The sequence below is a fragment of the Streptomyces sp. NPDC031445 genome (assembly GCF_055581365.1).
The window spans coordinates 755,121-777,841 of the sequence record NZ_JBVIJO010000001.1 but is presented as its reverse complement, the minus strand read 5'-3'; the positions used below and the strand labels follow the sequence as shown (position 1 = coordinate 777,841).

General features: G+C 75.4%; 18 protein-coding genes. 8 read left to right on the top strand and 10 right to left on the bottom strand.

The window, feature by feature from the left end:
* The first annotated feature begins 237 nt into the window (after positions 1 to 237).
* Positions 238 to 945: a B3/B4 domain-containing protein gene (locus tag ACZ5DC_RS03190; RefSeq protein ID WP_468648839.1), complete on the top strand. Its 708-nt coding sequence runs from the start codon at positions 238 to 240 to the stop codon at positions 943 to 945.
* A 50-nt stretch (positions 946 to 995) separates the two neighbouring features.
* Positions 996 to 2,672 (top strand): aminotransferase-like domain-containing protein, encoded by a 1,677-nt coding sequence (locus ACZ5DC_RS03185; RefSeq protein WP_468649910.1) that lies wholly within the window; start codon positions 996 to 998, stop codon positions 2,670 to 2,672.
* A 28-nt stretch (positions 2,673 to 2,700) separates the two neighbouring features.
* Here the strand turns inward: ACZ5DC_RS03185 and ACZ5DC_RS03180 are convergent, their stop codons facing one another.
* The 5 genes from ACZ5DC_RS03180 to ACZ5DC_RS03160 form a co-directional block, all read right to left on the bottom strand.
* Positions 2,701 to 3,165, bottom strand: a complete 465-nt coding sequence (locus tag ACZ5DC_RS03180; protein WP_468648837.1) for a DUF7144 family membrane protein — start codon at positions 3,163 to 3,165, stop codon at positions 2,701 to 2,703.
* A 163-nt stretch (positions 3,166 to 3,328) separates the two neighbouring features.
* On the bottom strand, positions 3,329 to 3,838 hold the full coding sequence (locus ACZ5DC_RS03175; protein WP_468648835.1) for an O-acetyl-ADP-ribose deacetylase: 510 nt from the start codon (positions 3,836 to 3,838) through the stop codon (positions 3,329 to 3,331).
* A gap of 21 nt (positions 3,839 to 3,859) precedes the next feature.
* Complete coding sequence (locus ACZ5DC_RS03170; protein WP_468648833.1) at positions 3,860 to 5,278, bottom strand: phytoene desaturase family protein; 1,419 nt, start codon at positions 5,276 to 5,278, stop codon at positions 3,860 to 3,862.
* Between the two features lie 89 nt (positions 5,279 to 5,367).
* Entirely contained in the window at positions 5,368 to 6,213 is an 846-nt protein-coding gene (locus ACZ5DC_RS03165) for an inositol monophosphatase family protein (RefSeq protein ID WP_468648831.1), read from the bottom strand.
* A gap of 112 nt (positions 6,214 to 6,325) precedes the next feature.
* A complete protein-coding gene (locus ACZ5DC_RS03160) occupies positions 6,326 to 8,146 on the bottom strand; it encodes a gamma-glutamyltransferase family protein (RefSeq protein ID WP_468648829.1) in 1,821 nt (606 codons plus the stop codon).
* A 258-nt stretch (positions 8,147 to 8,404) separates the two neighbouring features.
* Between ACZ5DC_RS03160 and ACZ5DC_RS03155 the strand changes: the two genes are divergently transcribed.
* Both ACZ5DC_RS03155 and ACZ5DC_RS03150 read left to right on the top strand, forming a co-directional pair.
* Positions 8,405 to 9,469 carry a lipoate--protein ligase family protein gene (locus ACZ5DC_RS03155; RefSeq protein ID WP_468648827.1) on the top strand — a complete coding sequence of 355 codons (1,065 nt, stop codon included), beginning with the start codon at positions 8,405 to 8,407 and terminating at the stop codon, positions 9,467 to 9,469.
* A gap of 214 nt (positions 9,470 to 9,683) precedes the next feature.
* On the top strand, positions 9,684 to 10,352 hold the full coding sequence (locus ACZ5DC_RS03150; protein WP_468648825.1) for a hypothetical protein: 669 nt from the start codon (positions 9,684 to 9,686) through the stop codon (positions 10,350 to 10,352).
* A 44-nt stretch (positions 10,353 to 10,396) separates the two neighbouring features.
* Here the strand turns inward: ACZ5DC_RS03150 and ACZ5DC_RS03145 are convergent, their stop codons facing one another.
* The 4 genes from ACZ5DC_RS03145 to ACZ5DC_RS03130 form a co-directional block, all read right to left on the bottom strand.
* On the bottom strand, positions 10,397 to 10,948 hold the full coding sequence (locus tag ACZ5DC_RS03145) for an FHA domain-containing protein (RefSeq protein ID WP_468648823.1): 552 nt from the start codon (positions 10,946 to 10,948) through the stop codon (positions 10,397 to 10,399).
* Positions 10,923 to 12,935 (bottom strand): AAA family ATPase, encoded by a 2,013-nt coding sequence (locus ACZ5DC_RS03140; protein WP_468648821.1) that lies wholly within the window; start codon positions 12,933 to 12,935, stop codon positions 10,923 to 10,925. The genes ACZ5DC_RS03145 and ACZ5DC_RS03140 overlap by 26 nt, the downstream gene beginning before the upstream one ends.
* Before the next feature lie 100 nt (positions 12,936 to 13,035).
* Entirely contained in the window at positions 13,036 to 14,661 is a 1,626-nt protein-coding gene (locus ACZ5DC_RS03135) for a hypothetical protein (protein WP_468648819.1), read from the bottom strand.
* Positions 14,658 to 17,306 (bottom strand): protein kinase domain-containing protein, encoded by a 2,649-nt coding sequence (locus ACZ5DC_RS03130; RefSeq protein WP_468648817.1) that lies wholly within the window; start codon positions 17,304 to 17,306, stop codon positions 14,658 to 14,660. Before ACZ5DC_RS03130 ends, ACZ5DC_RS03135 begins: the two co-directional genes overlap by 4 nt.
* A gap of 167 nt (positions 17,307 to 17,473) precedes the next feature.
* Between ACZ5DC_RS03130 and ACZ5DC_RS03125 the strand changes: the two genes are divergently transcribed.
* A complete protein-coding gene (locus ACZ5DC_RS03125; RefSeq protein ID WP_468648815.1) occupies positions 17,474 to 18,658 on the top strand; it encodes a macro domain-containing protein in 1,185 nt (394 codons plus the stop codon).
* Here the strand turns inward: ACZ5DC_RS03125 and ACZ5DC_RS03120 are convergent.
* Positions 18,633 to 19,310 (bottom strand): 4Fe-4S single cluster domain-containing protein, encoded by a 678-nt coding sequence (locus ACZ5DC_RS03120; RefSeq protein WP_468648812.1) that lies wholly within the window; start codon positions 19,308 to 19,310, stop codon positions 18,633 to 18,635. The two genes, ACZ5DC_RS03125 and ACZ5DC_RS03120, sit on opposite strands and share 26 nt — an antisense overlap.
* Before the next feature lie 237 nt (positions 19,311 to 19,547).
* Here ACZ5DC_RS03120 and ACZ5DC_RS03115 point away from each other — a divergent pair, with 237 nt between their 5' ends.
* The 3 genes from ACZ5DC_RS03115 (at position 19,548) to ACZ5DC_RS03105 (ending at position 22,674) form a co-directional block, all read left to right on the top strand.
* Positions 19,548 to 20,234: a hypothetical protein gene (locus ACZ5DC_RS03115; RefSeq protein WP_468648810.1), complete on the top strand. Its 687-nt coding sequence runs from the start codon at positions 19,548 to 19,550 to the stop codon at positions 20,232 to 20,234.
* Between the two features lie 66 nt (positions 20,235 to 20,300).
* Positions 20,301 to 21,065 (top strand): hypothetical protein, encoded by a 765-nt coding sequence (locus ACZ5DC_RS03110; protein WP_468648808.1) that lies wholly within the window; start codon positions 20,301 to 20,303, stop codon positions 21,063 to 21,065.
* Positions 21,040 to 22,674: a hypothetical protein gene (locus ACZ5DC_RS03105; RefSeq protein ID WP_468648806.1), complete on the top strand. Its 1,635-nt coding sequence runs from the start codon at positions 21,040 to 21,042 to the stop codon at positions 22,672 to 22,674. Before ACZ5DC_RS03110 ends, ACZ5DC_RS03105 begins: the two co-directional genes overlap by 26 nt.
* The last annotated feature ends 47 nt before the right edge of the window (positions 22,675 to 22,721 follow it).

The following is a 22,721-nucleotide window of genomic DNA, read 5'->3' as shown; positions in this document are numbered from 1 at the left end:
GACCCCGCCCGTTCCCCCGGGCCCCCGGACCCGTCCCCGCGCACCCGGGCCCCCGCTCGCGCTACGGGGACGCGCCCAGGCCGGCCCGGCCCCTCGGCCTGCCGAGTTATGGACCGGTGAAGCGGGCCCTGTTTGGTTCTGGTCGTCGGGCCAAGGGGTGGGCAGGGTGGGGTTTCCGATCGTCGAGGAGGTCCCGTTGAGCGTTTCGTCGAACCCGGCTGCCCGAGCGGTGGTGGCGTGACCGTGCAATTCCGGCATGCCGAACCGGTCCGGGCCGCCTTCCCCGAGCTGTCCGCCGGTGCGCTGTACGCCGCCGGCGTCGGCGCCCCCGTGGACACCGGGCCCCGCGCCGCCGCGTACACCGCCCGGGCCGCCGCACGGCTGGCGGGAGCCACCGAGGGCGAGTTCCCCGAGGTGCTGGCCTGGCGGCGGGCCTTCGCCCGGATGGGGCTGAAGCCGACGCAGTACCGGTCCGCCTCCGAGTCACTGTTGCGCCGGCTGCGCAAGGAGGGCGCGCTGCCGCGCATCCATCCGCTGGTGGACCTGTGCAACGCGGTCTCGGTGGCGTACGCCGTTCCGGTGGCCGTCCTCGACGTCGACCGGATCACCGGGCCGCTGCTGGAGGTGCGCCCGGCCCTCGGGGACGAGACGTACACGGCGTTCGGCGGCGCCGTCGAGCATCCGGCACCCGGCGAGGTGACCTTCGTCGACTCCGCGGGGCGGGCCCACGCGCGCCGCTGGACGCACCGGCAGAGCGGCCACTCGGCGGTGGGCACGCGCACCGGGCGGGTGCTGGTGGTGACGGAGGCGATGCACGAGGGCGGCGCGCAGAGCGTGGCCGAGGTGCTGAAGACGGTCGAGGAGGAGGTGGCGGCGCACTGGGCGGCCACCACGGCCGCGGCCGTGCTCACCCCGGCCGCCGCGGAGTTCGCCTTCGGCGGCTGACCGGCCGAGGGCAGTATGGGCGGGTGGACGAGGGGCGGGACACGGTGGAGATGCCGGCGCGCGGCTCAGACTTCCTGCAACTGGCGGTCGCCGACGTGCCCGCCGGAGGGAAGGCGGAGTGGCTGGCCGGACGGCTGCGGCAGGCCATAGCGGACGGCCGGCTGACGGTGGGCAGCAGACTGCCGCCGACCCGGGTGCTCGCCGCGGAACTGCGCGTGTCACGGGGCGTGGTGACCGAGGCGTACCGGCGTCTCGCCGAGGACGGCCAGGTGGCCGGCCGCCGCCGCGGAGGCACGGTGGTGGTGGCGGCGCCGTTCGCCACCGTGCCACCGCCGGCGGGCACGGGGGACGCGGCGGGTGGGAGCGGGCCGCCGGGTGAGCGTGGGACGGGCGGCGGCGGGACCGTTCGCGGCGGCGGGAACGGTGCCGCCGCCGGAACCGACGGCGTCGCCGGGCCGGGAGGGCGGTACGCCGATCGGGGAGCGGACGGGCCCGCCGGGCCGTGCCCCGGTCCGGCCGCCGTCGGCTCCCCCGGTCGAGGCGCCGGTGAGCGCGGCCGGCCGTACGCCCGCCAGGGCGGTGGGCCCGGTGCGCTGTTCGGTGGGGACCCCGGCGCGGAGGTGTTCGACGCGCTGCGGGCCGCCCCGGCCGCCGTCGACTTCACGCCCGGGCGGCCCGACCTCACCACCTTTCCCCGTGCCGCCTGGCTGCGGGCCGAGCGGGCCGTGCTGGCCGAACTCTCCGCCGAGCAGCTCGGCTACGGCGACCCGCGCGGCGCGCCCCGGCTGCGGCGGGCCGTCGCCGACTGGCTCGCGCGGGTGCGGGGTGTGCGCGTGGAGCCGGACGCGGTGCTGATCGTCGCGGGCACCGCGCAGGCGCTCACCCTGCTGCACCCGGTGCTGCGGGCGGACGGCGTCCACGCGGTCGCGGTGGAGGAGCCCGGCTCGCTGGGCGCCCGCCGGCACCTGCGCAACGGCGGCCTGGCCACCCCGCCGGTACCGGTCGACGAGGAGGGCGTACGGGTCGACGCGCTGCGGGCGACCGGCGCCCGGGCCGTCCTGCTCACGCCCGCCCATCAGTTCCCCACCGGCGTGGTGACCAGCGGCGAGCGCCGGCGCGAGCTGCTGGAGTGGGCGCGGGACGGCGGGCTGATCCTGGAGGACGACTACGACGCCGAGCACCGCTACGACCGGCCCCCGGTCCCCGCGCTGCGCGCCCTGCTGGCCGACCGGGTCTGCTACCTGGGCAGTGTGTCGAAACTGCTCGCGCCGGCGCTGCGGATCGGCTGGCTGGTGGCACCGGCCCGGTACCGCACGGCGCTGACCGACGCCAAACGCTTCAACGACCTGGGCAACGCGGTGCTGCCGCAGCTGGTGCTCGCCCGGCTGATGGAGTCGGGGGAACTGGAGCGGCACCTGCGGCTGGTGCGCGGGCGCCACCGCAGGCGCAGGGACGCGATGATCACTGCGCTCGCCGAGCATCTGCCGGGGGCGCGGGTGCACGGGGCCGCGGCGGGCCTGCACCTGACGGTGACGTACGCCTCCGACGTGCCCGACACGGAGTTCGCGGCGGCGGCGCTCGCACGCGGTGTGAAGTGCCAGCCGCTGTCCTGGCACCGGCAGGCGCCCGGGCCGCCCGGTCTGGTCCTCGGTTACGCGGCCACCGCGCCGGGTGTCGTGGCGCAGGGCGTGGCACTGCTCGGCGGGACCCTGCGTGAGCTGGGGTGACGGGGCGCGCCGGAGGCCGGCGGGGGGCTCAGCTCACCGCTTCGTGCCGGGATTCGTGACCGGTCGCCAGCGCCCAGAGCACGAAGACGTCGATGGCCAGCAGGATCAGTGACCAGACGGGCGCGTACGGCAGGAAGAGGAACTGGGTGATGAGGCTGAACGCGACGAGGACCATGCCGACGGCGCGGGCCCAGGCCATGTGCATGAGCAGGCCCACGCCCGTCGCCAGGACCAGGGCGCCGATGACGATGTGGATCGTGCCCCAGCCCGTGAGGTTCATCTTGTAGATGTAGCTGCCGATGCGGTAGTAGACGGCGTCCCCGGTGACGGCGGCGATTCCCTGGAAGAGGGCGAGGAGGCCGCTGCACATCATCAGGACCCCGGCGAACGTGACGCCGCCGGTCGCCCAGGCGCCGCCCCGGGCGCCGGGCTGCCGCGGCGGCCACTTGTCGCCCGGGCTGGTCGGTCCGGTGGGCTGCGCTGCCTGGCTCATGGGCGTGTCCTTTCTGCCTCCCCGTTCGTCCGGATGCCCGCGCGCTCCCGGGGAGCGGGTGGGCACTCCGAGCGTTGGCCAGGCAGCCGCCGGGCGCACCGAGGGATACGCCGTTCGAGTGATCCCCGGTCGATCGGCCGGGGCCGGCCGGCGGCGGCGCGCGTCAGCCGGCCTCCCGGGCGAACGCCGCGTACGCCCCTTCGTCGAAGAGCACGAACCGCGCCTCCTCCACCGCCGTCGGCGTGTTCCGTACGGTCTGCACCGCGATGCGGGCCGCGTCCCGCATCGGCCACCGGTAGACCCCGGTGGAGACGGCCGGGAAGGCGACGGTCCGGGCGCCGAGTTCGTCGGCGACGCGCAGGGACTCGCGGTAACAGGAGGCCAGCAGGTCGGAGCGGTCCTCGGTGGCGGACCAGACGGGTCCCACGGTGTGGATCACCCAGCGGGCGTCCAGTGCGCCCGCCGTGGTGGCGACCGCCCGGCCCGTGGGGAGGCCCTTTCCGTACCGGGCGGCGCGCAGGGCGCGGCACTCCTCGATGATGGCGGGGCCGCCCCGGCGGTGGATCGCGCCGTCCACGCCTCCGCCGCCGAGCAGGGAGGAGTTCGCCGCGTTGACGATGGCGTCGGCGTGCTGCCGGGTGATGTCGCCCTGGACGAGGGTGATGACGGTCATGTCTGCCTCGGCTGGTGGTCGTCAGGTCTGTCTCAGTCTCCGCCAGACGGCCTTGGCCGCGTTGTGTCCGGACATGCCGTGGACACCGGGACCGGGCGGGGTGGCCGAGGAGCAGATGAAGACGGCCGGGTGGGGGGTGTGGTACGGGAACAGGGTCGGCTTGGGGCGCAGCACCAGCTGGAGTCCGGAGGCCGCGCCGCAGGCGATGTCACCGCCGACGTAGTTGGCGTTGCGGGCGGCCATCTCGGCGGGTCCGGCGGTGGCGCGGGCGAGCACGCGGTCGCGGAAACCGGGGGCGAAGCGCTCCAGCTGGCGTTCTATGGCGTCGGTGAGGTCGCCGGACCAGCCGTTGGGCACATGGCCGTAGGCCCAGAAGACGTGCTTGCCCTCGGGGGCGCGGGTGGGGTCGGCCAGGCTGGGCTGCACGGTGATCATGAAGGGCCGGTCGGGGGCGCGGCCCTCGCGGGAGACGGCGCGCAGGGCGGTGCCGATCTCGGTGTGGCTCGCGCCGATCTGGACGGTGCCGGCGTTACGGGCCTCGGGCGCGGTCCAGGGCACCGGGCCGTCCAGCGCGTAGTCGATCTTGAAGACGCCGGGGCCGTAGCGGTAGCGCGCGTAGTGGTCGCCGAAGCCGGCGATCCGGGCGAGCGCGGTGGGCGAGGTGTCGAAGACGTACGCGCGCGCGGGCGGCAGGTCGTCGAGGCGCTTGACCTCGTAGTCGGTGTGCACGGCGCCGCCGAGGTCGGTCAGGTAGGCGGCGAGGGCGTCGGAGATGGCCTGCGAGCCGCCGCGGGGCACCGGCCAGCCGCGGGCGTGGGCGGAGAGGGCGAAGACGAGCCCGATGGCGCTGGTGGCCACGCCGCCCAGGGGTGCCATCACATGGCCGACCAGGCCGGCGAAGAGCGTCTTGAACCGTTCGTCCTTGAAGCGGCGCATCAGCCAGGTGGACGGCGGGAGCCCGGCCAGGCCGAAGCGGGCCAGGGTGACGGGGTCGCGGGGCAGCGCGGACAGCGGCAGGGACATGAAGTCCCGCACGAGGGTGTCCCAGTGGGCGAGGAGCGGCTCGACCAGTCTGCGGTACGCGCCCGCGTCGCGCGGTCCGAAGGAGGCGGCGGTCTCGGCGACCGAGCGGGAGAGCACGGCCGCGGTGCCGTCCGGGAACGGGTGGGCCATGGGCAGCGGGGCGTGCAGCCATTCCAGGCCGTACCGGTCGAGCGGAAGGGCGCGGAACGCCGGGGAGTTGATGCCGAGGGGGTGCGCGGCCGAGCACGGGTCGTGCCGGAAGCCGGGCAGGGTCAGCTCCTCGGTGCGGGCGCCGCCGCCGACGGCGGGTTTCGCCTCGAACAGGGCCACGGAGAAGCCGCGGCGGGCCAGCTCCACGGCTGCGGTCAGTCCGTTCGGCCCCGCACCCACCACGACCGCATCGAGCATCGACGGCACCTTGGGACCCCTTCGTCAGCCGACGGCCATTCGCGATCAGGATATGCCGGGGGTCCGGCACTCCCCCGGCCCGGGTGGTCCCGGGGGAGTCAGGACCCGGTGCGCAGCAGGTCCGCCACCCGGCGGGCGGTGGCGGCGTCCCGGGCGGCGGTGAACGGCAGGGCGTTGCCGCCGGTGACGCGGAACGGCTCGCCGGTCAGGGTGAGGTGCGTGCCGCCCGCCTCCTCGACCAGGAGCAGACCGGCCGCGTGGTCCCAGGCGGCCTCCCAGGAGAACGCCACGGCGTCCAGCTCGCCCCGGGCCACGGCGAGGTACTCCAGGCCCGCCGAGCCGCACGCGCGCGGGGCGATGCCCTCGGTCCACAGCGAGCGCAGCGCGTGCTTCTGCTCGTCGGTGGTGAAGTCCGGGTGGGAGGTGGCGACGACGAGGTCCCGGCCGGGCGCGGGCGGCCCCGCGAACAGCCGCTCGCCGTCGAGGTGGGCGCCCTGGCCGCGGACAGCGGTGGCGAACTGGTCGCGTGCCGCCGCGTAGGTCCAGGAGGCGATCACGGTGCCCCGCCGGACGAGCGCGACCAGGGTGCAGAAGCCGTCGTCGCCGTGCACGAACTGGCGGGTGCCGTCGACCGGGTCGACGATCCACACCGGTACGTCGTCCTGGAGCGCCCGGTACACCGCCGGGTCGGCGTGCACCGCCTCCTCGCCGACGACGACCGAGCCGGGCAGCAGGGCGCCGAGGTCCTCGGTGAGCCGCAGCTCGGCGAGGCGGTCGGCGTCCGTCACCAGGTCGTGCGGGCCGCTCTTCTGGTCGACCTCGTGCGCGGCGAGGCGGCGGAAGCGGGGCAGGATCTCGGCCGCGGCGGCCTTGCGGACCGCCTCCTCCACGTCGGCCGAGCAGCGGGCGAGAAACTCCTCGATGGTTTCCGTCTCTTCGATCATGCCCCCATGAGAGCACGTCCCACTGACAATCCCCGCCCCCGTCCGGTGTACCCGGGGTGGAATCAGGATGAAGAACGGGGGCCGGCGCCGTCCGCGGGGCCGGGCACGGCCGTCAGCGGCCCACGGCGTACCCCTGCATGCCGCGCGGGTTGGCCGCCGCCGACAGGACGCCGGTCTCCGGGTCCCGGGCCACCGCGCACAGCCGCCCCTCGGACCAGGCGGGGCCGACGGTGACGTCGTGGCCGCGCCGCCGCAGCTCCTCGATGACCCCGGCGTCCATGCGGGACTCCACGGTCACGCCCCCGGCGTGCCGGCCGCGCGGATGGAAGGAGCTGGGGTGGTTGTCGTTGTGCCAGTTGGGGGCGTCGATGGCGCCCTGGAGGTCGAGGCCGCCGCGGACGGGGGCGCGCAGGGCGGCGGCCAGGAAGAAGTGCAGCTGCCACTGGTCCTGCTGGTCGCCGCCGGGCGTGCCGAACGCCATGACCGGCACGCCGTCGCGCAGCGCGAGGGACGGGGTGAGGGTGGTGCGGGGGCGGCGGCCGGGGGTGAGGGTGCCCGGCAGGCCCTCCTCCAGCCAGGTCATCTGCAGGCGGGTGCCGAGCGGGAAGCCCAGCTCGGGGACGACGGGGTTGGACTGGAGCCAGCCGCCGCTGGGGGTGGCCGCGATCATGTTGCCCCAGCGGTCGACGACGTCCAGGTGGCAGGTGTCGCCGCGGGTCGTGCCGTCGGCGGCGACCTCGGGCTCGCCGGGCAGCCCCGCCACGGTCGGTTCACCGGCGCCCATCGGGTCGAAGCCGTGCTCCGCGCCGTCCCGCACGCGCGCGCGTGCCCGCGCGGGCAGCCGTGGGGTACGGCCGCCGGGGCCGCCGGGGCGCAGCCCGTGGTCCGCCTTCTCCCCGACGAGGGCGCGCCGGGCCGCGTTGTACTCGTCCGACAGCAGGTCCGCGAGGGGCACCTCGGCGGCGTCCCCGTACCAGGCCTCGCGGTCGGCCATGGCGAGCTTGCAGCCCTCGATCAGCAGGTGGACGTAGTCGGCGGAGCCGTAGGCGGGCAGCTCGGGCGGGAGCAGGGCGAGCTGCTGGAGCAGCACCGGGCCCTGGCTCCAGGGGCCGGCCTTGCACACCGTCCAGCCGTTCCAGTCGTACGTCACCGGTGTCTCGTAGGCCGCCGACCAGCCGGCGAGGTCGGCCTCGGTGAGGGTGCCGGCGTGCCGCTCTCCGCTGGTGTCCAGGGTGGGCCGGCGGGACTGCCGTACCAGGGCCTCGGCGATGAAGCCGGAGCGCCACACCTCGCGCGCGGCGTCGATCCGGGCCTCCCGGCCGCCCGCGCGGGCGGTCTCGGCCAGCAGCCGCTTCCAGGTGGCGGCCAGGGCGGGGTTGCGCAGCAGGGCGCCGGGCCGGGGCGCCCGGCCGCCCGGCAGGTACAGCTGCGCCGAGGAGGTCCACTCGGTCTCGAACAGCCGCCGTACGCTCTCGACGGTCAGGCCGACGTTCTCCACGGGCGCGTGCCCGTGCTCGGCGTAGCCGATGGCGTACTTCAGGACGTCGTCCAGCGACTTGGTGCCGTGGTCGCGCAGGAGCAGCAGCCAGGCGTCGAAGGCGCCGGGCACGGCCGCGGCGAGCGGTCCGGTGCCCGGTACGAGGTCCAGCCCGAGCCCCCGGTAGTGCGCCGCCGTCGCGCCCGCCGGGGCCACGCCCTGCCCGCACAGCACGCGCACCGCGCCGCCGGCCGGGGCGAGCAGGACGGGCACCTCGCCGGCCGGCCCGTTGAGGTGCGGCTCCACGACGTGCAGCACGAACGCCCCGGCCACGGCCGCGTCGAACGCGTTGCCCCCGTCCTCCAGCACCGCCATCGCCGACTGGGAGGCGAGCCAGTGGGTGGAGGACACCATGCCGAAGGTGCCGCTCAGGGTGGGACGGGTCGTGAATCGCATACCTGACCTCGGTGTCTGTGGACGTCGACGGGCCCGCGCGGCAGCGCGTACGGCCTCGGCGCCGGCCGCTGCTGCCCGCAGGGTAGGTACGCGCGACCGGCCGGCGCCACCCCCTTCCGGCAGGCCCGGACGGGCCTTTGGACCGGCGGCGCCCCCCGGGGAGGGCCGCGCGCGTGGTCAGCGGCGGCCCGCCGGCCGGGGGGAACACACCGGCCGGTCCCCGCGTTGATCCCCTGCGGAGGAACGGAGGCCCAGGCAGTGCACGGTGAGTACAAGGTGCCCGGCGGCAAGCTCGTCGTCGTGGACGTGGACGTCGAGGACGGCGTGCTGCGGCACGTGCGCGTCGCGGGGGACTTCTTCCTGGAGCCGGACGAGGCGCTGGAGGCGGTGGACCGCGCGCTGGAGGGCGCCCCGGCGGACACGGACGCGGCGGGACTGGCCGCGCGGATCGAGGCGGCGCTGCCGGCGGGGACGGTGATGTACGGGCTGACGCCGGAGGGCGTCGGCACCGCGGTGCGCCGCGCGCTCGCGCACGCCACGGACTGGACGGACTACGACTGGCAGCTGATCCACGAGGCCCCGCAGTCGCCCGCCCTGCACATGGCGCTGGACGAGGTGCTGACCGCCGAGGTCGCCGCGGGCCGCCGGCCGCCGACGCTGCGGGTGTGGGAGTGGGGCGCCCCGGCGGTGATCATCGGCAGCTTCCAGTCGCTGCGCAACGAGGTGGACCCGCAGGGCGCCGCCCGGCACGGCATCGAGGTGGTGCGGCGGATCTCCGGCGGCGGCGCGATGTTCGTGGAGCCCGGCAACACGATCACCTACTCCCTCTCGGTGCCCGAGTCCCTGGTGCAGGGCCTGTCCTTCCAGGACAGCTACGCCTATCTGGACGACTGGGTGCTGGGCGCCCTCGGCGACATGGGCATCCGGGCCTGGTACCAGCCGCTGAACGACATCGCGACCGACCAGGGCAAGATCGCGGGCGCCGCGCAGAAGCGGGTCGTCGGCCCCGGCGGCGGCCCGGGTGCCGTACTGCACCACGTGACCATGTCGTACGACATCGACGCGGACAAGATGGTCGAGGTGCTGCGCATCGGGCGGGAGAAGCTGTCCGACAAGGGGACCAGGAGCGCGAAGAAGCGGGTGGACCCGCTGCGGCGGCAGACGGGGCTGCCCCGCGAGGCCGTCATCGACCGGATGATCGCGTCCTTCCGCGCGCGGTACGGCCTGGAGCGGGGCAAGGTCACCGACGAGGAGCTGGCCCGGGCCGAGGAGCTGGCCCGCACCAAGTTCTCCTCGCCGGAGTGGACGGCGAGGGTGCCGTAGCCGTACCCGCGCCGCGCCGGCCGCCGTCGGCGGGTGGTGCTCGGGGCCGGGCGGCGGGGCATAACGGGCAGAGCGGTGCGTGGTGAACGGGTGGCCGTGACCGGGTGGGTACGCAGCGAGTTGGCTCTTCCGCCGCACAGGGAGTCGTGTGAGACTGTCGTCCCCGTCCACCATGCGGACTCCTTCCGCACCCCTCCCCCACGAGAAGTGCGCCGTGCGTTCCCTTCCTCTGCCGCTCGCTCTCACCGCGCGTCTGACGCCGGTCGCGGTGCTCGCCTGTGCCGGCTGGGCGCTGACGTCCGGTCCGGCGGCGCCGCCCGCCTCCGCCGGGCACCCGACGGCCCAGAAGACGCCCGCCGGGTCCTCCAGCGCCGCCCCGTCGTCCACCACGGCGGCGAAGACGTACGGCTCCGCGCCCGCCCCCTGCTCCGCCGTGCCCGCCGGCACCGTCAAGTCCCTGGTGCCCGGGGCGAAGACGGCGGGCAAGGAGATACCGTCCACGGACACCGCACTGCGCCGCACCTGCTCCTGGAACGCGCTGCAGGGTTACGACTACCGCTGGCTCGACGTGTCCTTCGAGATCAGCGAGTCCGACCAGCAGGCGAAGAAGGAGTACGAGCAGCGGGTCGCCGAGAAGAGCGGCGGCGGGGTCGTCCCCGGGCTCGGCGACAGCGCCTACTCCGTCGTCAACCTCACCACGGAGGACGGCCAGCAGACCCGTGAGGGCGTGGTGCTGGTCCGTGCCGCCAACGCCCTCGCCGTCGTCACCTACAACGGCAGCGACTTCGAGAACAAGAAGGCCCCCGGCACGGACGAGATCAACAAGGGGGCCATCAAGGCGGCGAAGTCCGCGGTGGCCGCGCTGGGCGGCAGCCGGGGCTGAGCCGCACACCGAGCCCCGGGTCGGGCGGTGCCCGCGCGCGGTGGTCAGTCCGGGGCGTCCGTGGGGTCGTCCTCGATGCCGCGGACCACGAAGCCGACCCGGGGGCCGAGTTCGACGCGGTCGCCGTTGCGCAGGCGAACGGCCCGGTCCGGCACCAGGACACGGTCGTTGACGCGCGTGCCGTTGGTGGCGCCCTGCGCGACCTCGGTCACCCAGGCCGCCCCGTCCTCGGTGTGCACGACGGTGGCGTGCCGGGCCGAGACCGTCTGCTCGTCGCCCAGGATCGCCGCCGCCTCGGGGGCCCAGCTGCTGCTGCGTCCCAGCCGGAGCTCCCCGCCGCGCGGCACGTCGAGATGCCGGCCGCCGGCCCGGAAGACGAGCCGGAGCACACCGCCGGGCAGCCGCTGCGGCCGCGGACCCGCGCCGGTTGGGGACAGGCACGCGGGGCACACGGCCGTACCGGCGGGAACGACCCTGCGGCATCCCGGGCACCGCTCACCGACGGGCGGCGGGGACGGGCGGGGTACGGCGGCCGGGGAGCCGATGTCGGCGCCCACCTCCCACTCGTCGTCATCCCAGTCGTGCACCTCCGCCACCCGCTTCTCCCTCCTTGAGCACGACCGTCGTGTCCACCCGTCCGCTGTCGGTCTCCCGTACGTCCGTCACCACGACCGTGGTGCCCGGACCGAGGTCGGGGGCGGCGAACAGTTTCCGGGCGAGCGGGTTGATGAGATGCGTCTCCAGGACCATGCCGATGCCACGGCCGCCGTTCCACTTGTCCCGGGTGCAGTGTTCGAGGAGCTGGCGCCGTGCCGTGTCCTCGATCCGCAGGACGAGTTCGTGACCCTGGGCCAGCTGGCGCTGGATGTTGCCGACCTGGAGGTCGAAGATCCGCTCGGCGACCTCGTCGGAGATGAAGTCGAAGACGACGACGTTGCCGCCGATCCGGTTCATCAGCTCCGGGCGTCCGATGACCTGTTCGAAATGCTTCTTGACGTTGTCCCGGACGGTGGCCTTCAGCTTCTGGTACGGGGTGCCGGGTTTCACGATCCACTCGCGTTCACCGGTCTCCGGGTCCGTGCGCTGCACGCCGAGGTTGGAGGTGAAGATGAGCACGCACTCGCTGAAGTAGGTGGTGACGCCCTGCCCGTCGGTGAGCCTGCCGTCCTCCAGCACCTGGAGGAACTTGTCCAGGATGCCCTTGTCGGCCTTCTCGATCTCGTCGAAGAGGATGACGCGGAAGGGGTTCTCCCGTACGGCGGAGGTCAGTTCGCCGCCCGCCTCGTAGCCGACGTAGCCCGGGGGCGCGCCGACGAGCCGGTCGGCGGAGTGCGCGGCGGAGAACTCGCTCATGTCGAAGCGGAGATACGCCTGGTCGCTGTCGAAGAGCACGGAGGCGACGGCCTTCGCCAGTTCCGTCTTGCCGGTCCCGGTCGGGCCGGCGAAGAACAGCACACCGCGCGGCCGGTGTCCGGGGTTGGTGGCCTGTGCCCCGGACAGTCCGAGCGCGGCGCGTTTGAGGATGTCCAGGGTCATCGCCACGGCGGCCTCCTGGCCCAGGACGCGGCTGGGGATGGACCCTTTGTTGCGCGGGTCCTCGCCGCGCTGGATGCGCCGGCGGATCTCGTCGCGGCTCCAGGGGTTCTTCTCCACCCCGAGCCGGTAGATCCGTACGGCGTCCGGCATGGCGGCGAACGGCAGGCCGCGGGAGCGGGCGAGCTTCACGCTCTCCTCCATGGCCCGCAGGCTCAGTCCGCCCGCCGCCCGGGCGAACGCGCCGACCGCCCGCGCCGCCTCCTCGGCGTCCGTACCGCCCGCGTTCGCACCGCCGTCGCGTGCGCCGTGCCCGGGGTAGCGCTCGTAGCGCTCGTGCAGGAGGCCGGCCATCGTGGTGCGCTCGTCCGCGTCCGGTTCGGGGACGGCGACCGCGCGGATCCGCTCGCTGCCGGAGACCAGCCACGCGGGGACGTCCCGCTCCCCCTCGGCCAGCCAGACGACCGGGTTGAACAGACCCGGCCCCTTCGGTACGACACCGGCCCCGACGCGGGGCTCCAACGGCTTGACCTCGTCGGCGAGTTTGAGACAGGCGAGGAAGAAGTCGCGCTCCTCGGGGGTGACCCGGGAGGGATCGCTGAGCAGGCGGGAGGCGTGGTCGATCACCAGGGCGACGCGCAGCGGCCGCAGCCGGCGCCCGTCGCGCACCATCTCCTCCCGCTGCCGCGCCCATCCGCTGGTGATGTTCCGCAACTGCTCCAGCACCGCCTGGCGTTGCGCCGCCGTCTGGCCGGGGAACTCGTGCGGTCCCTGGAGCAGTTCCTCCACGGCCGCGCGGACCTCGCCCTCACCGACCTGCGCCACCCGGAAGCCGCTGACCTGGTCGCACAGCACCAGCGCCTCGTAGCCCTTCTCCCGCAGCGGGTTCCAGAGCACGTCGTGCAGCGAGTGGAACCGGTCCCGGCCGCGCCGGCGCACCAGGTGCAGGTCACGGATGTTGCCGTGCAGGACGTACTGCGCGTGCACCCCGAGCGTTCCGGTCAGCTCCTCCACGAAGGGCGGGAGCCGGTCTTCCTTGGACAGGTCCATCGTTCCTCCCCGATGCGCGCTGTTGCGGGCCGCGCGCCCGCCTCAGGTGGTCCCGCCGGCGCGCGCCCGGCTTCCCGGCGGCGCGCGGCGCCCTTCGGTCTCAGCGGCGGCGGTCGCCGTCGACGGTGTGGTAACGGGGACCGTCCCGGTGGTCGTCCCGTTGCGTGCCGGCCGCGCCGCGGACGTCCTCGACCAGTTCGTCGAGCACCCAGGCGTCCTCCCCCAGCACGCCCGGCAGGGCCCCTTCGGTGCGTTCGACCCGGATCTCCAGGTCCAGGCCGAGCGCGCCGGTGATCTCCTCGAACTCGGCGAACCGCTCCCGGGCCTCGGCGCAGCGGGCGTCGTCCAGGGCGCGCTGCTCGGCCGTGCGCTCCCCGGGCGCGCCCCGGTACATGGTCGCCACGCGCAGCCGGCCGTCGACGAGGGTCGCCCTCAGCCAGTGCCCGGGCTCCCAGCCGTCCGGCGTCCAGTCGAGGCGGATCTCCTGCCCCTCGGGCCGGCCCGCCCCGGCCCGGCCGCCGAACCTCCTGGCCAGCTCCGCGACGGCGCCGGCGCACTGCTCGCGGACGTACATCGCCTCCAGGGCGTGCAGCCGCTCCTCCACCCGGCGCCGGACCAGCTCCTGTTCGGCCGGGGTCAGCGCGGTCCCGTCCTTCAGGGTCCGGCGGAGCAGCGCGACGGCGTCCGGCGCGGGGGCCAGGTCCTCGGCGCCCTCCGGGGTCTCGTACACGAGGAAGTCGTGGTGCAGGGCGGCCTCCTCCTGGGCCTCCCGCGTCTCCCGCGCCCGCTTGTTGGCGTCCCGCACGAACTTGCGTGCCTCCGTGAGGTGGATGCGGGCCCGGCGGGGGTCGCCGGCGGCCCGGCGTACGGCGTCCCGGACGGCGCCCGCTGCGAGTTCGGCGGCCTGGGCGTCGGCGTACGGGTCGAGTTCGCCGAGGATCTCCGCCCCGGTGCGGCGGACCTCCCCGGGGTCGAGCGCGGCGGGGCCGCGCCGGGCGGCGGCCTGCGGGGGCAGCTGCCGTGCCTCGGCGTCCGCGGTGCGCTCGGCGGAGAACCGCCGCAGGGTGCGCTGCCGGCTCTCGCGCAGGGCGCGCTGCCAGTCGTCGTCCCGGTCCTCGTCCAGCCGCAGCAGGGCGGCGAGCCGTCGCTGTTCCCATGCGGCCTGCTGGTCCTCCGCGCGGCGCAGGGCGTCCTCGGCGCGGGCCAGTTCCGCCCGCAGTTCGCCCAGTCGTTCCCCGACGGGTGTCAGCGGCGGTGGCACGTCGGGTCGGGGCGGGGGTCCGGGCGGGCCGGAGTGCGCCGCGGCCCGCGCCACCCGGGACAGCAGGGCGCGCCTGCGGGCGTTGACGCGGACGGCGGCGAACGCGGCGGCCTCCCACTGCTCGGCGGCCGTGGCCGCGAGTCGCTGCTGCCGCTCCAGGCAGCGCTGTTCCTCCGCGGCCCGCACCGCCGCGGCGGCGAGGGCCCGGGTGCCGAGCAGGGCGGCCCGACCGGCGAGCAGGACGCCGCTGAGCGAGCCGAGCACCTGGAGCGCGGCGTCCGCGGCCTGGTGGACGGCGTGCCCGGCCGCGTCGGCGAGGTGGGCGGAGGCCTGTCCCGCCGCGTCGTGCAGGTGCAGCATGCCGGTGTGCGGCAGCGCCTGCGGGTCGAGGGGCGGCGGGGGCGGTGCGAAGTGCACGGCGGGTGCCACCGTCTGGATCATGGGGATGCCCAGACCCGAACTCATGCCTGCTCTCCTGTCGTGTCGGTCGTCGTCCCGGACCGCCGGCGGGCCAGCCGCCGTCCCCGGCTCTCGCGCCATCGCCGCCACGGGCCGCCGGCGCCGGGGCCCACCGCCTGCCGCGTCCCGGGCCCCCGGTCCCCGGCGCCCCGGCGCACCCCTTGCCGCACGCGCCGCGACGCGTCGCCGGCGATCCGGCGCACCGCCTGCCACGAGCGGAGCCCGGCGGCCCGGCGGATCATCCTGCGCCACCGGTCCCCCACGACCCGGCCGACCGCCCGCCGCACCCGGCGCCACCCGTCCCCCGCGCTCCGGCGCATCCTCCCCGGCAGCTCCCGCCAGGTCCGGCCGCCCGGGTCGCCGGATCGGCGGCCGGGGCGGCGGTCGCGGCCCTGGCGGCGGGCCGTGCGCCGGGCCAGGTGGTCGCGGCGCAGGCGGCGCCACGCCCAGCCCCGGCGGACGCTCCACACGGCGACGGCGGCGGCCGAGGCGAGCGGCCACAGCCAGGGCACGACGGCGATGGCGTAGAACGCGACGACGACGGCGAGGACGAGCAGCAGGGCCGCCGCGTAGCGCCCGGCCCGGGTGCGGGCCAGCCTGGCGGGGCGGTCCGCGCTGCGGATCAGCAGGCCCGCGAGCGAGCGGCCGGGGTGGTAGAAGGGCGGGCCGATGTACACGGCGGTCCACAGTTCCACCACGAAGACGAACGCGGCGGCGGGCAGCGCCTCGAGCCAGGCCGTGACGACCGCCTCCTGGGAGGCGCGGCCCAGCACGTCCGCGAGGCCGATGACGAAGCTCCAGGGCGCGGTGACGACGATGGCGCCGAGCAGCGCCCAGCCGAGGGTGGGCAGCCGGTCCAGCCGGCGCAGTACGGCGAGCAGGCCGTCCTGGTCGGCGGCGAGCAGCCGCAGGTGCTCCTCGGCGACACGGGCGCGTCTGAGTTCCTGCGCGTCCTCCTGGGCGCGGCCCGTGAGCAGGAGGGCGACGAGCAGGCGCAGGTCGTCGTCCTGGGCGGAGAGCAGGGCGTCGAACCACGCCACCCGTTCCGGGAACTCGGCGCGCAGCCGCATGAGCCGGCCGGTGAGCCGGCTCCTGGTGCGTTCCGGTTCGCGCGCGAGCTGGAGCAGCCAGGCGTCCACGGCCACGGTGCGCTGGAGGGCCGCGCGGTCCCGGCGGTCGCGCCTCAGTTCGCGGACGGTCGGCTCCCAGCGGGCGCGCAGGACCCGCCAGGCGCGGTCCGTGTCGTCCAGGCCGTCGCCGCCCGGCCGCTGGGCGAGTCCGGTCAGCACCTCCGGGTGCCGCGCCAGGTGCCGCAGCAGCGCGACCGCGCCGGCGTGTCCGTCCCGGGCGCCCTGGCACAGCCGGCGCGTGCCCGGCGCGTCCAGGGGGGCACCGTGCCAGGTGGCGTCGAGGCCGGGGCCGAGCCAGTTCAGGAGCCGCACGACGCCCGCGACGGACGGGGGCTGTGCCAGTTCCCGCCGCAGGTCGGCGAGCCGGCCCAGCTCCTCGGGGCTGCGGCCGCCGACGGTCTCGAACTGCCCCAGCCACGCGACCAGCCGGGCCCGGTCGCCGTCGTCGGCCAGCATGCGCGCCGCCGAGACGTGGTTCTGGTCCAGGTGGACGGCGAGGTGTTCGGTCCCGGTGAACTCCTGGCCCATGAACGGGAAGGGGTCGATCGCGGGGCGGGTGGGGTCGTCGGGGAAGATCCGCCCGTCGGTGCGCGGGGCGACGCCGGGGTCCCGGCCGTCGAGCCAGTCCCGCACCTCGGCCGCCTGCCAGCGCTGTTCGGGCGCCCGGGTGAGCAGGCCCTCGCAGAGCAGCCGGGTCCTGCGGTCGGTGATGCCGCCGACGTCGGGGTCGTGCGTGGCGATCTCCGCGAGCACGTCCTCGTCCCGGCGGAACTCGATGGGGTGCCTGCCGAGGGCGAGCTGGGCGACGACCATGCCGAGCGACCACCAGTCGCCCGCCTCGGAGACGGTCTGCCGGAGCAGTCCGGCCTCGGGCGCGAGGTAGAGGGGTTTGCCGCGCCAGTCGGTCCGGGGTTCCAGCGCCTCCTCGGGCCGGTGGGCGGCGGCGCCGAAGTCGACGAGGACGAGGTCGACGGTGCCGGCGCGGCGGGTCTGCACCATGATGTTGTCGGGGGTGATGTCCCGGTGGACGACGCCCCGTTCGTGCAGGGCGGTGACGGCGCCGTGGAGCTGCTCCACCACGGCGCGGACGGCCTCGGGCGGCAGCCCGTCGGGATGGTCCTCGTGGTACTTCTCCAGGGTCTCCTCGCCGTGCGACCAGTACAGGTGCCAGGGGTGCCCGTGCGCTTCGCCGGTCTCCAGGAGCCGTTCCAGGTGGGGGGTGGGGGGCTCGGCGAGGTCCCGCAGCTCCGATGCGACGTCCGGGTCGGGGGCGTGCAGCCGGTGGTACCACTTGAGGACCAGGGGTATCTGCGAGGCTCCGTGACGGCCCGTCAGGTCGCGTACGCGCAGGACGACGGCCCCGGCGGGTTCGAGCGCCTCGGAGAGCAGGGCGACGAGCAGGAACCGGTCGGCCAGTTCGGGCGGCACTTCGGCGGTGACCGGACGTGTCTCGATGATCCGTGCATTGGTGAAACCCCCGTCCGCGGGGTCCACGAAACGGGTGGGCGGGGTGGTCGTCATCTTCCGGCCTTCCGGGAAACGCGCGGGGTGAACCGGGGGGCCACAATGCGGAGCGAACCGGCCCGACGCGCGGGCCGCGGGACGATGAAGATAACGCGATTCCCGTGCGCCGGCGGCGACTTTCCCGGATCTTCAGGGAATCCCCGGCCGGGGCTACGATGCGCATCATGCAGCCCCTGCCCCCGCACGAGAATGTCGTCGCCGAACTCAGGGAACTGAGACGCCGCGGCCTGCCCGGGTTGCGCCACTGCGCCCGGGACGCGCTGCGCGTGAGCGCCGTGGCGGCCGGTCTGTGCACCGGGCCGGACGACGAGCAGACCGGCATCGAGGAGCTGCTGGGCTCGGCGGTACGGCGGCTGGCCGGCGGGCACCCCGTGCGGGACGACGACTCCTGCGATCCGCTCGCCCGGGCCGCCGCCCACTCCTTCGGGATCTTCGCCGCGCGGCGCGGGGTCCCCGGCACCGACCGGCGCAAGGCCGCGGCGGCCGTCTACGGCGTGACCACCGAGCGGTTCCGCAAGAGCCAGGAGCACGACGTCATCGCCGAACTCGCGGCGGCGGTCCTGGCCGTGGCCCGGGAGGCGGGCCCCGCGAAGACGCCCGGTCGGCAGGTGGCCGTGGCGGGGGAAGCGGCGACCGCGGCACCGGCCACCCCGCCGGCGCACGCGGCTCCGTCGGTCGCGGGGCTCCCGCCCCGGCGCCCGGGTGCCCGGCCGGCAGCCGTCGCACCGGTGGCCCGGGCGGGCAGCGTCACCGTCCGGGTGTGCCCGATCCAGGAGGTGCGGGACGTCGACATCCTGGTCTCCTCGGAGAACACGTACCTGGAGATGTCCAAGACCTTCCATCCCACGGTGTCCGGCGCCCTGCGCCGGGCCGCCGCCCTGCGGGACGCCTCGGGGGAGATCGTGGACGACGTCCTCTCCCGCGAACTGCGCGTGTGGCAGCGCACGCACGGCCGGGCGGGCATGCCCGTGCGGCCGGGCACGGTCGTCGCCACGTCGTCCGGCGCCCTGGCGGCGCACGGCATACGACGCGTCCACCACGCGGCGATCGCCACCCCGGTCGGCGACGGCGACCGCTATCACGTGTCCCCGGCCGTGCTCGCCGAGGCGGTGCGTACGTCCTTCGAACTGGCGCGCCACGAGAGCGAGTTCCTCTCCCTGCCGATGTCCTCGATCTGCTTCCCGCTGCTGGGCGCCGGCCGGGGCGGGCTGCCCGTGGAGACGGTGGCCCGCCGGCTGCTCGCAGCGGTCCGGGCGGAGCTGCGCCGGGACCCGTCCTGGTCGGTGCTGCTGGTCACGCCGGAGGAGAGCCACGCCCGGCTGCTCACGGCCGCCAGCTCCGTTCCGTGAAGCCCACCCCGCCCTGCCCCAACCGCCGCTCCAGCTCCGTGAGTTCACCGCGCAGCGGGACACCGTAGAGCCGTAGCTCGCCGTCCCCGCCCGAGACCACCTGCAGCCGCGGGCCCGGCGCCTGCCGGGCCAGGTACGGGCCGTAGCGGGCGGCGCCGAGCGCGGTCAGCGGGACGATCCGCTGGTTGGCCGAGCCCCGCCAGGCGAGCCGGGTGGGCTCCGCCACCCGGAACCGGCCGGTGATCACGGCGTCCGCGCCCCGCAGGGCGGCGCGCCGCTCGGGTGTCAGCTCCGCCCGCTCGTACCCCGTGTACACCAGCACGTCGGCGGGACGGTGCCCGGCGCTCCCCTCGTGGCGCCGGGCACCGTCCCGCAGGCGTACCGCACCGGCCAGGAGCTCCGCGAGGGCCGCCGCCTGCTGCAGGGGCTCGCCGCCGCTGACCGTGAGGCCGTCGGCCCCGTCGGCGAGGGCCCGCCGCCACAGCGCGAGCACCTCGCCGACCGTGGCCGGCGTGCCCGCCCCCGGGTCCCAGGTGTGCCGGGACATGCATCCGGCGCAGGCCAGGGAGCAGCCCTGGAACCAGATGCCGAGCCGCTTTCCGGGGCCCAGCGTTTCCAGCGGGTAGTGCGTCCCTTCGAGGCGCAATTCCACGGCATCTCCTCCTCGCACCGGCTTGGAGTATCCAGTGCGCCGAGGGGCGCCCGCAATTGCCGGAAGGCTTCGATCCGGCTCTCCGCCGGGCGGGAACCGGTTGTTTTCCGGAGCACCGCAAAGAATGATCGGTTCCTCTTAAATCACGTGTCCCGTTAGGGGTTTTGCTCCGCTACTCTCTCCCCATCGCGGCGCCTTCCCACCCGGACCGCCCGCGACGAATGGGGGCTCTTCGAAATGATCAACAAAGCTCGAATAAATGTCCGGGTCCGACGGCTGAAAGCGGGGCGCCTCTCCTCGGCACGCGCCCGGTTCCACGGCCGCCGGGACGCGGCCGGGCTCGGGGAATTCCTGACGGACGCCGCGGCCGGCCGCACACCGGCCGACGACGACGGCCTGCCGCCCTACATCCTGGGCCTGCGGGCCCAGGTCCGGCGCGGCACCGCACGGCTGCGCACCCGCACCCTCGCGGCGCACCGCGCGCTGCACATCCGCATCCAGGCCGAGTCGGTGCGGGTCGTGACCCAGTACACGGTGCGCGGGGAACCGGCGCCCGCCGCGCTCGCCCGGTTCGGGCGGATGGTCGGCGAGTGGCGCTCCGCCGCCTCCGTCTGCCGCCAGCAGGCCCAGCAACTCGCCGATGAGGCGAACCAGTTGATCGCCTGCTACTGGGACGGCGCCTGGATCCGCGGCCAACGCGAAGGCCATGTCAGCGGGTCACGGCCCACGGGCTGGCTCCCCGGCGAGATCTCCCTGGACCACACCTGGTCCCACCTGGACGACGGCCTGCTCAACGACCGCTGGTACGCCCCGGAACGCGCCGGGCGCGGCACCGATCCGTCGGCCGTCGCGCAGGCACTGCACATCCTCGACCACCAGGCGGCGCGCGGCGGCGACGCCGCGAGCGGCGTCCGCGGGCGATGACCGCCCCTCTTCCGCCCGCCGTCCGCTTCCCGTCCCCCGCTCCCAGGAAGGCCAAGGAACGTCATCGTGCATCACTCGGCCCGGACCGCTCACCGGTCCACCGCTCGCGCCGCCGCCCGGCTCGCCGTCGTCGTCCCGCTGGTGTGCGCGCTCGGCTCCCTCGTCTCCTGCACCAAGCAGGAGGAAGCCCTCACCACTCCGTGCGGGGTGGTCGTCGACGGCTCGGGGTCGGCCGCCGCGGTCAAGCAGGGGTTCGACTCGGAGGCCAAGCTCAAGGACAGCCTCATCGAGTTCCTCACCGACCAGAAGTGCGGCACCGTGGACTTCGCGCCCATCACCCGGTCCTCGCGCAGCTCCTCCTGCCGGCAGGGCCAGGTGGACCTCGACCCGCCGCACGACGCCAACACCGACCAGAAGGTCCAGCGGGCCGGCGCACAGCGGGACGCCGCCGTCGCCGCCCTCGCCGAGCTCAAGTGCGCCCGCACGCAGAACGGTTCGGACGTATGGGGGGCGCTGGCCCGCATCGGGGAGACCGTTCCGGACAACGGCAAGGCACCGAAGGTGCTCGTCGTGAGCGACTTCGCCCAGGCCGACCCGGAGTTCTCCCTGTACCGCCATGACCTCAGCACCAAGGCCCGGCGGGCCAAGGTCATCGACTCGCTCGTCAAACAGCGGGGCCTGCCCGGCATCGAGGGCATGGACGTCTTCCCGGTCGGGCTCGGCATGCAGTACTCGGCGAAACCCAGCGAGGCCGACGACTTCGAGTCCTTCTGGGTGGAAGCTCTCGAAGGGAGGGCCAAGGCCCATGTCGACACCCAGTACAAGCGCTGACCCCCCGGAGCCGCGCCGCCGGCGGCTCGCCCGCTATGTGCCGTTCCCGGGACGGAGCACACAGCAGGCCACCCGGCCCCGGCCCGGCCCCGGCCCCGGCGGGTTCGCCGCGCGGCGGCCCCTGGTCCTCGACGACAGGGCCGAGAGCGGCCTGCTCGGCACCGCCCGCAAGCGGGGCAGGCAGGCCGGCCGGAAGCAGACGCTGGACCCGTGGGTGCTCAACGGCGGCGACCGGTTGCCGTACTTCGCGGAACTGGCCTCCGTACGGGACACCGTGATCCACCGGATCGAGGAGGACCTGCGGCTGTGGGAGGAGGAGGCGCGGCTCCAGGACGCCCGGGCGGCCACCGCCGTCACCGCGGGCGAGGAGGAGACCCGGCTCCTGGACGAACGGCTGAGGGAGGCCGACCGGGACATCGAGGCGGCCCGCGGCCAGCTCGACCTCCTCGCCCTGCGGTCCTCGCGCTGGCTCCGCTTCCGGGACCGGTTGCGCGAACGCGTCGAGGAGCGCTGGCTGCGCGCCCGCTTCCCGGACGCCGACGGACCCCCGGCCACCCGCGGCACGGACCCGGACGCCGACGGGCTCCCGTCCGCCCGCACCACGGACCCGGACGCCTCCACGGACGAGCCGGGGCCGTCGACCGGCAAGGACGGGAGCGCGGAGCCGGGGGACGACTGGCAGTCGGTGTCCACGGCGGGCGCCCCCGCGGACGGCCTCTCGCCCGCCGCGCTGCGCGAGGAGGTCCGCGCGGCACGGCGGGAGGCCGGCATCGGGTCGGGCGAGGGCTGGGAGGGGCTCCAGACCCGCCCCGGTCTCCCCCGGTGGCTGACCCTGGCCCTGCTGGTCGTCATCATGGCCGTCGAGGTACCGGTCTACTGGGTCGCCTACCAGCCCTTCCACGGGGTCGGCAGCACCGGCGGGGACGCGCTGTCCGGCACGCTCGCGGTCTCCTCCGCCGTCATCATGCTGATCCTGCCGCACCTGGCGGGAAACATGCTGCGGTGGCGTTCGGCCACCGGCTCGCCGCGCGGCGGATGGGTGCCCGCCCTGTCGCTGCTCGGCGTGTGGGGCGGGCTGACCTGGGTGCTCGGCACGCTGCGCGCCAAGTTCGTGATGCAGCACGACGCCCCGGCGCCCGCCGGCGGGACGAGCGCGGGCTTCCGCGGACTCGGCGGCTCGTCCGCCGGGACCTCGACCCTGGTGGACCGGCTGCACCTGTCGACCCAGACGGTGACCTGGCTGTTCTGCGCGCTGCTGCTGCTCTCCGGCGGGGTCGGCTTCCTGCTCGGCCTGTTCCGGGAACACCCGTTCCTCGACGCCTACCGCACGGCGCTCGAACGGCGTGCGGAGCTCCAGCGGCGGCGCGAGCGGAGCGCCGCCGCCACCGAGCGGGCCCGGGCCGCGCAGCAGACGGCCGAGGACCGGCAGGGGCACCGCAGGGAGGCCGCGAACGAGCGGATCGCCGCGGCCCGCCAGCTGTACGAGGCCGCCGCCCACGAGTACCTCGACGGGGTGATGACGGCCTCCCGGGACACCGCCGTCACCGAGTCGGCGATGCGCCTGTCCCGGAACTGGCCGCTGCTGCCGGCACCGCTGCGGGACCGGTGAGGCACGGCCGGCGTCCCGGAGCACCGCACGCGCGACTGCCCCGGCCC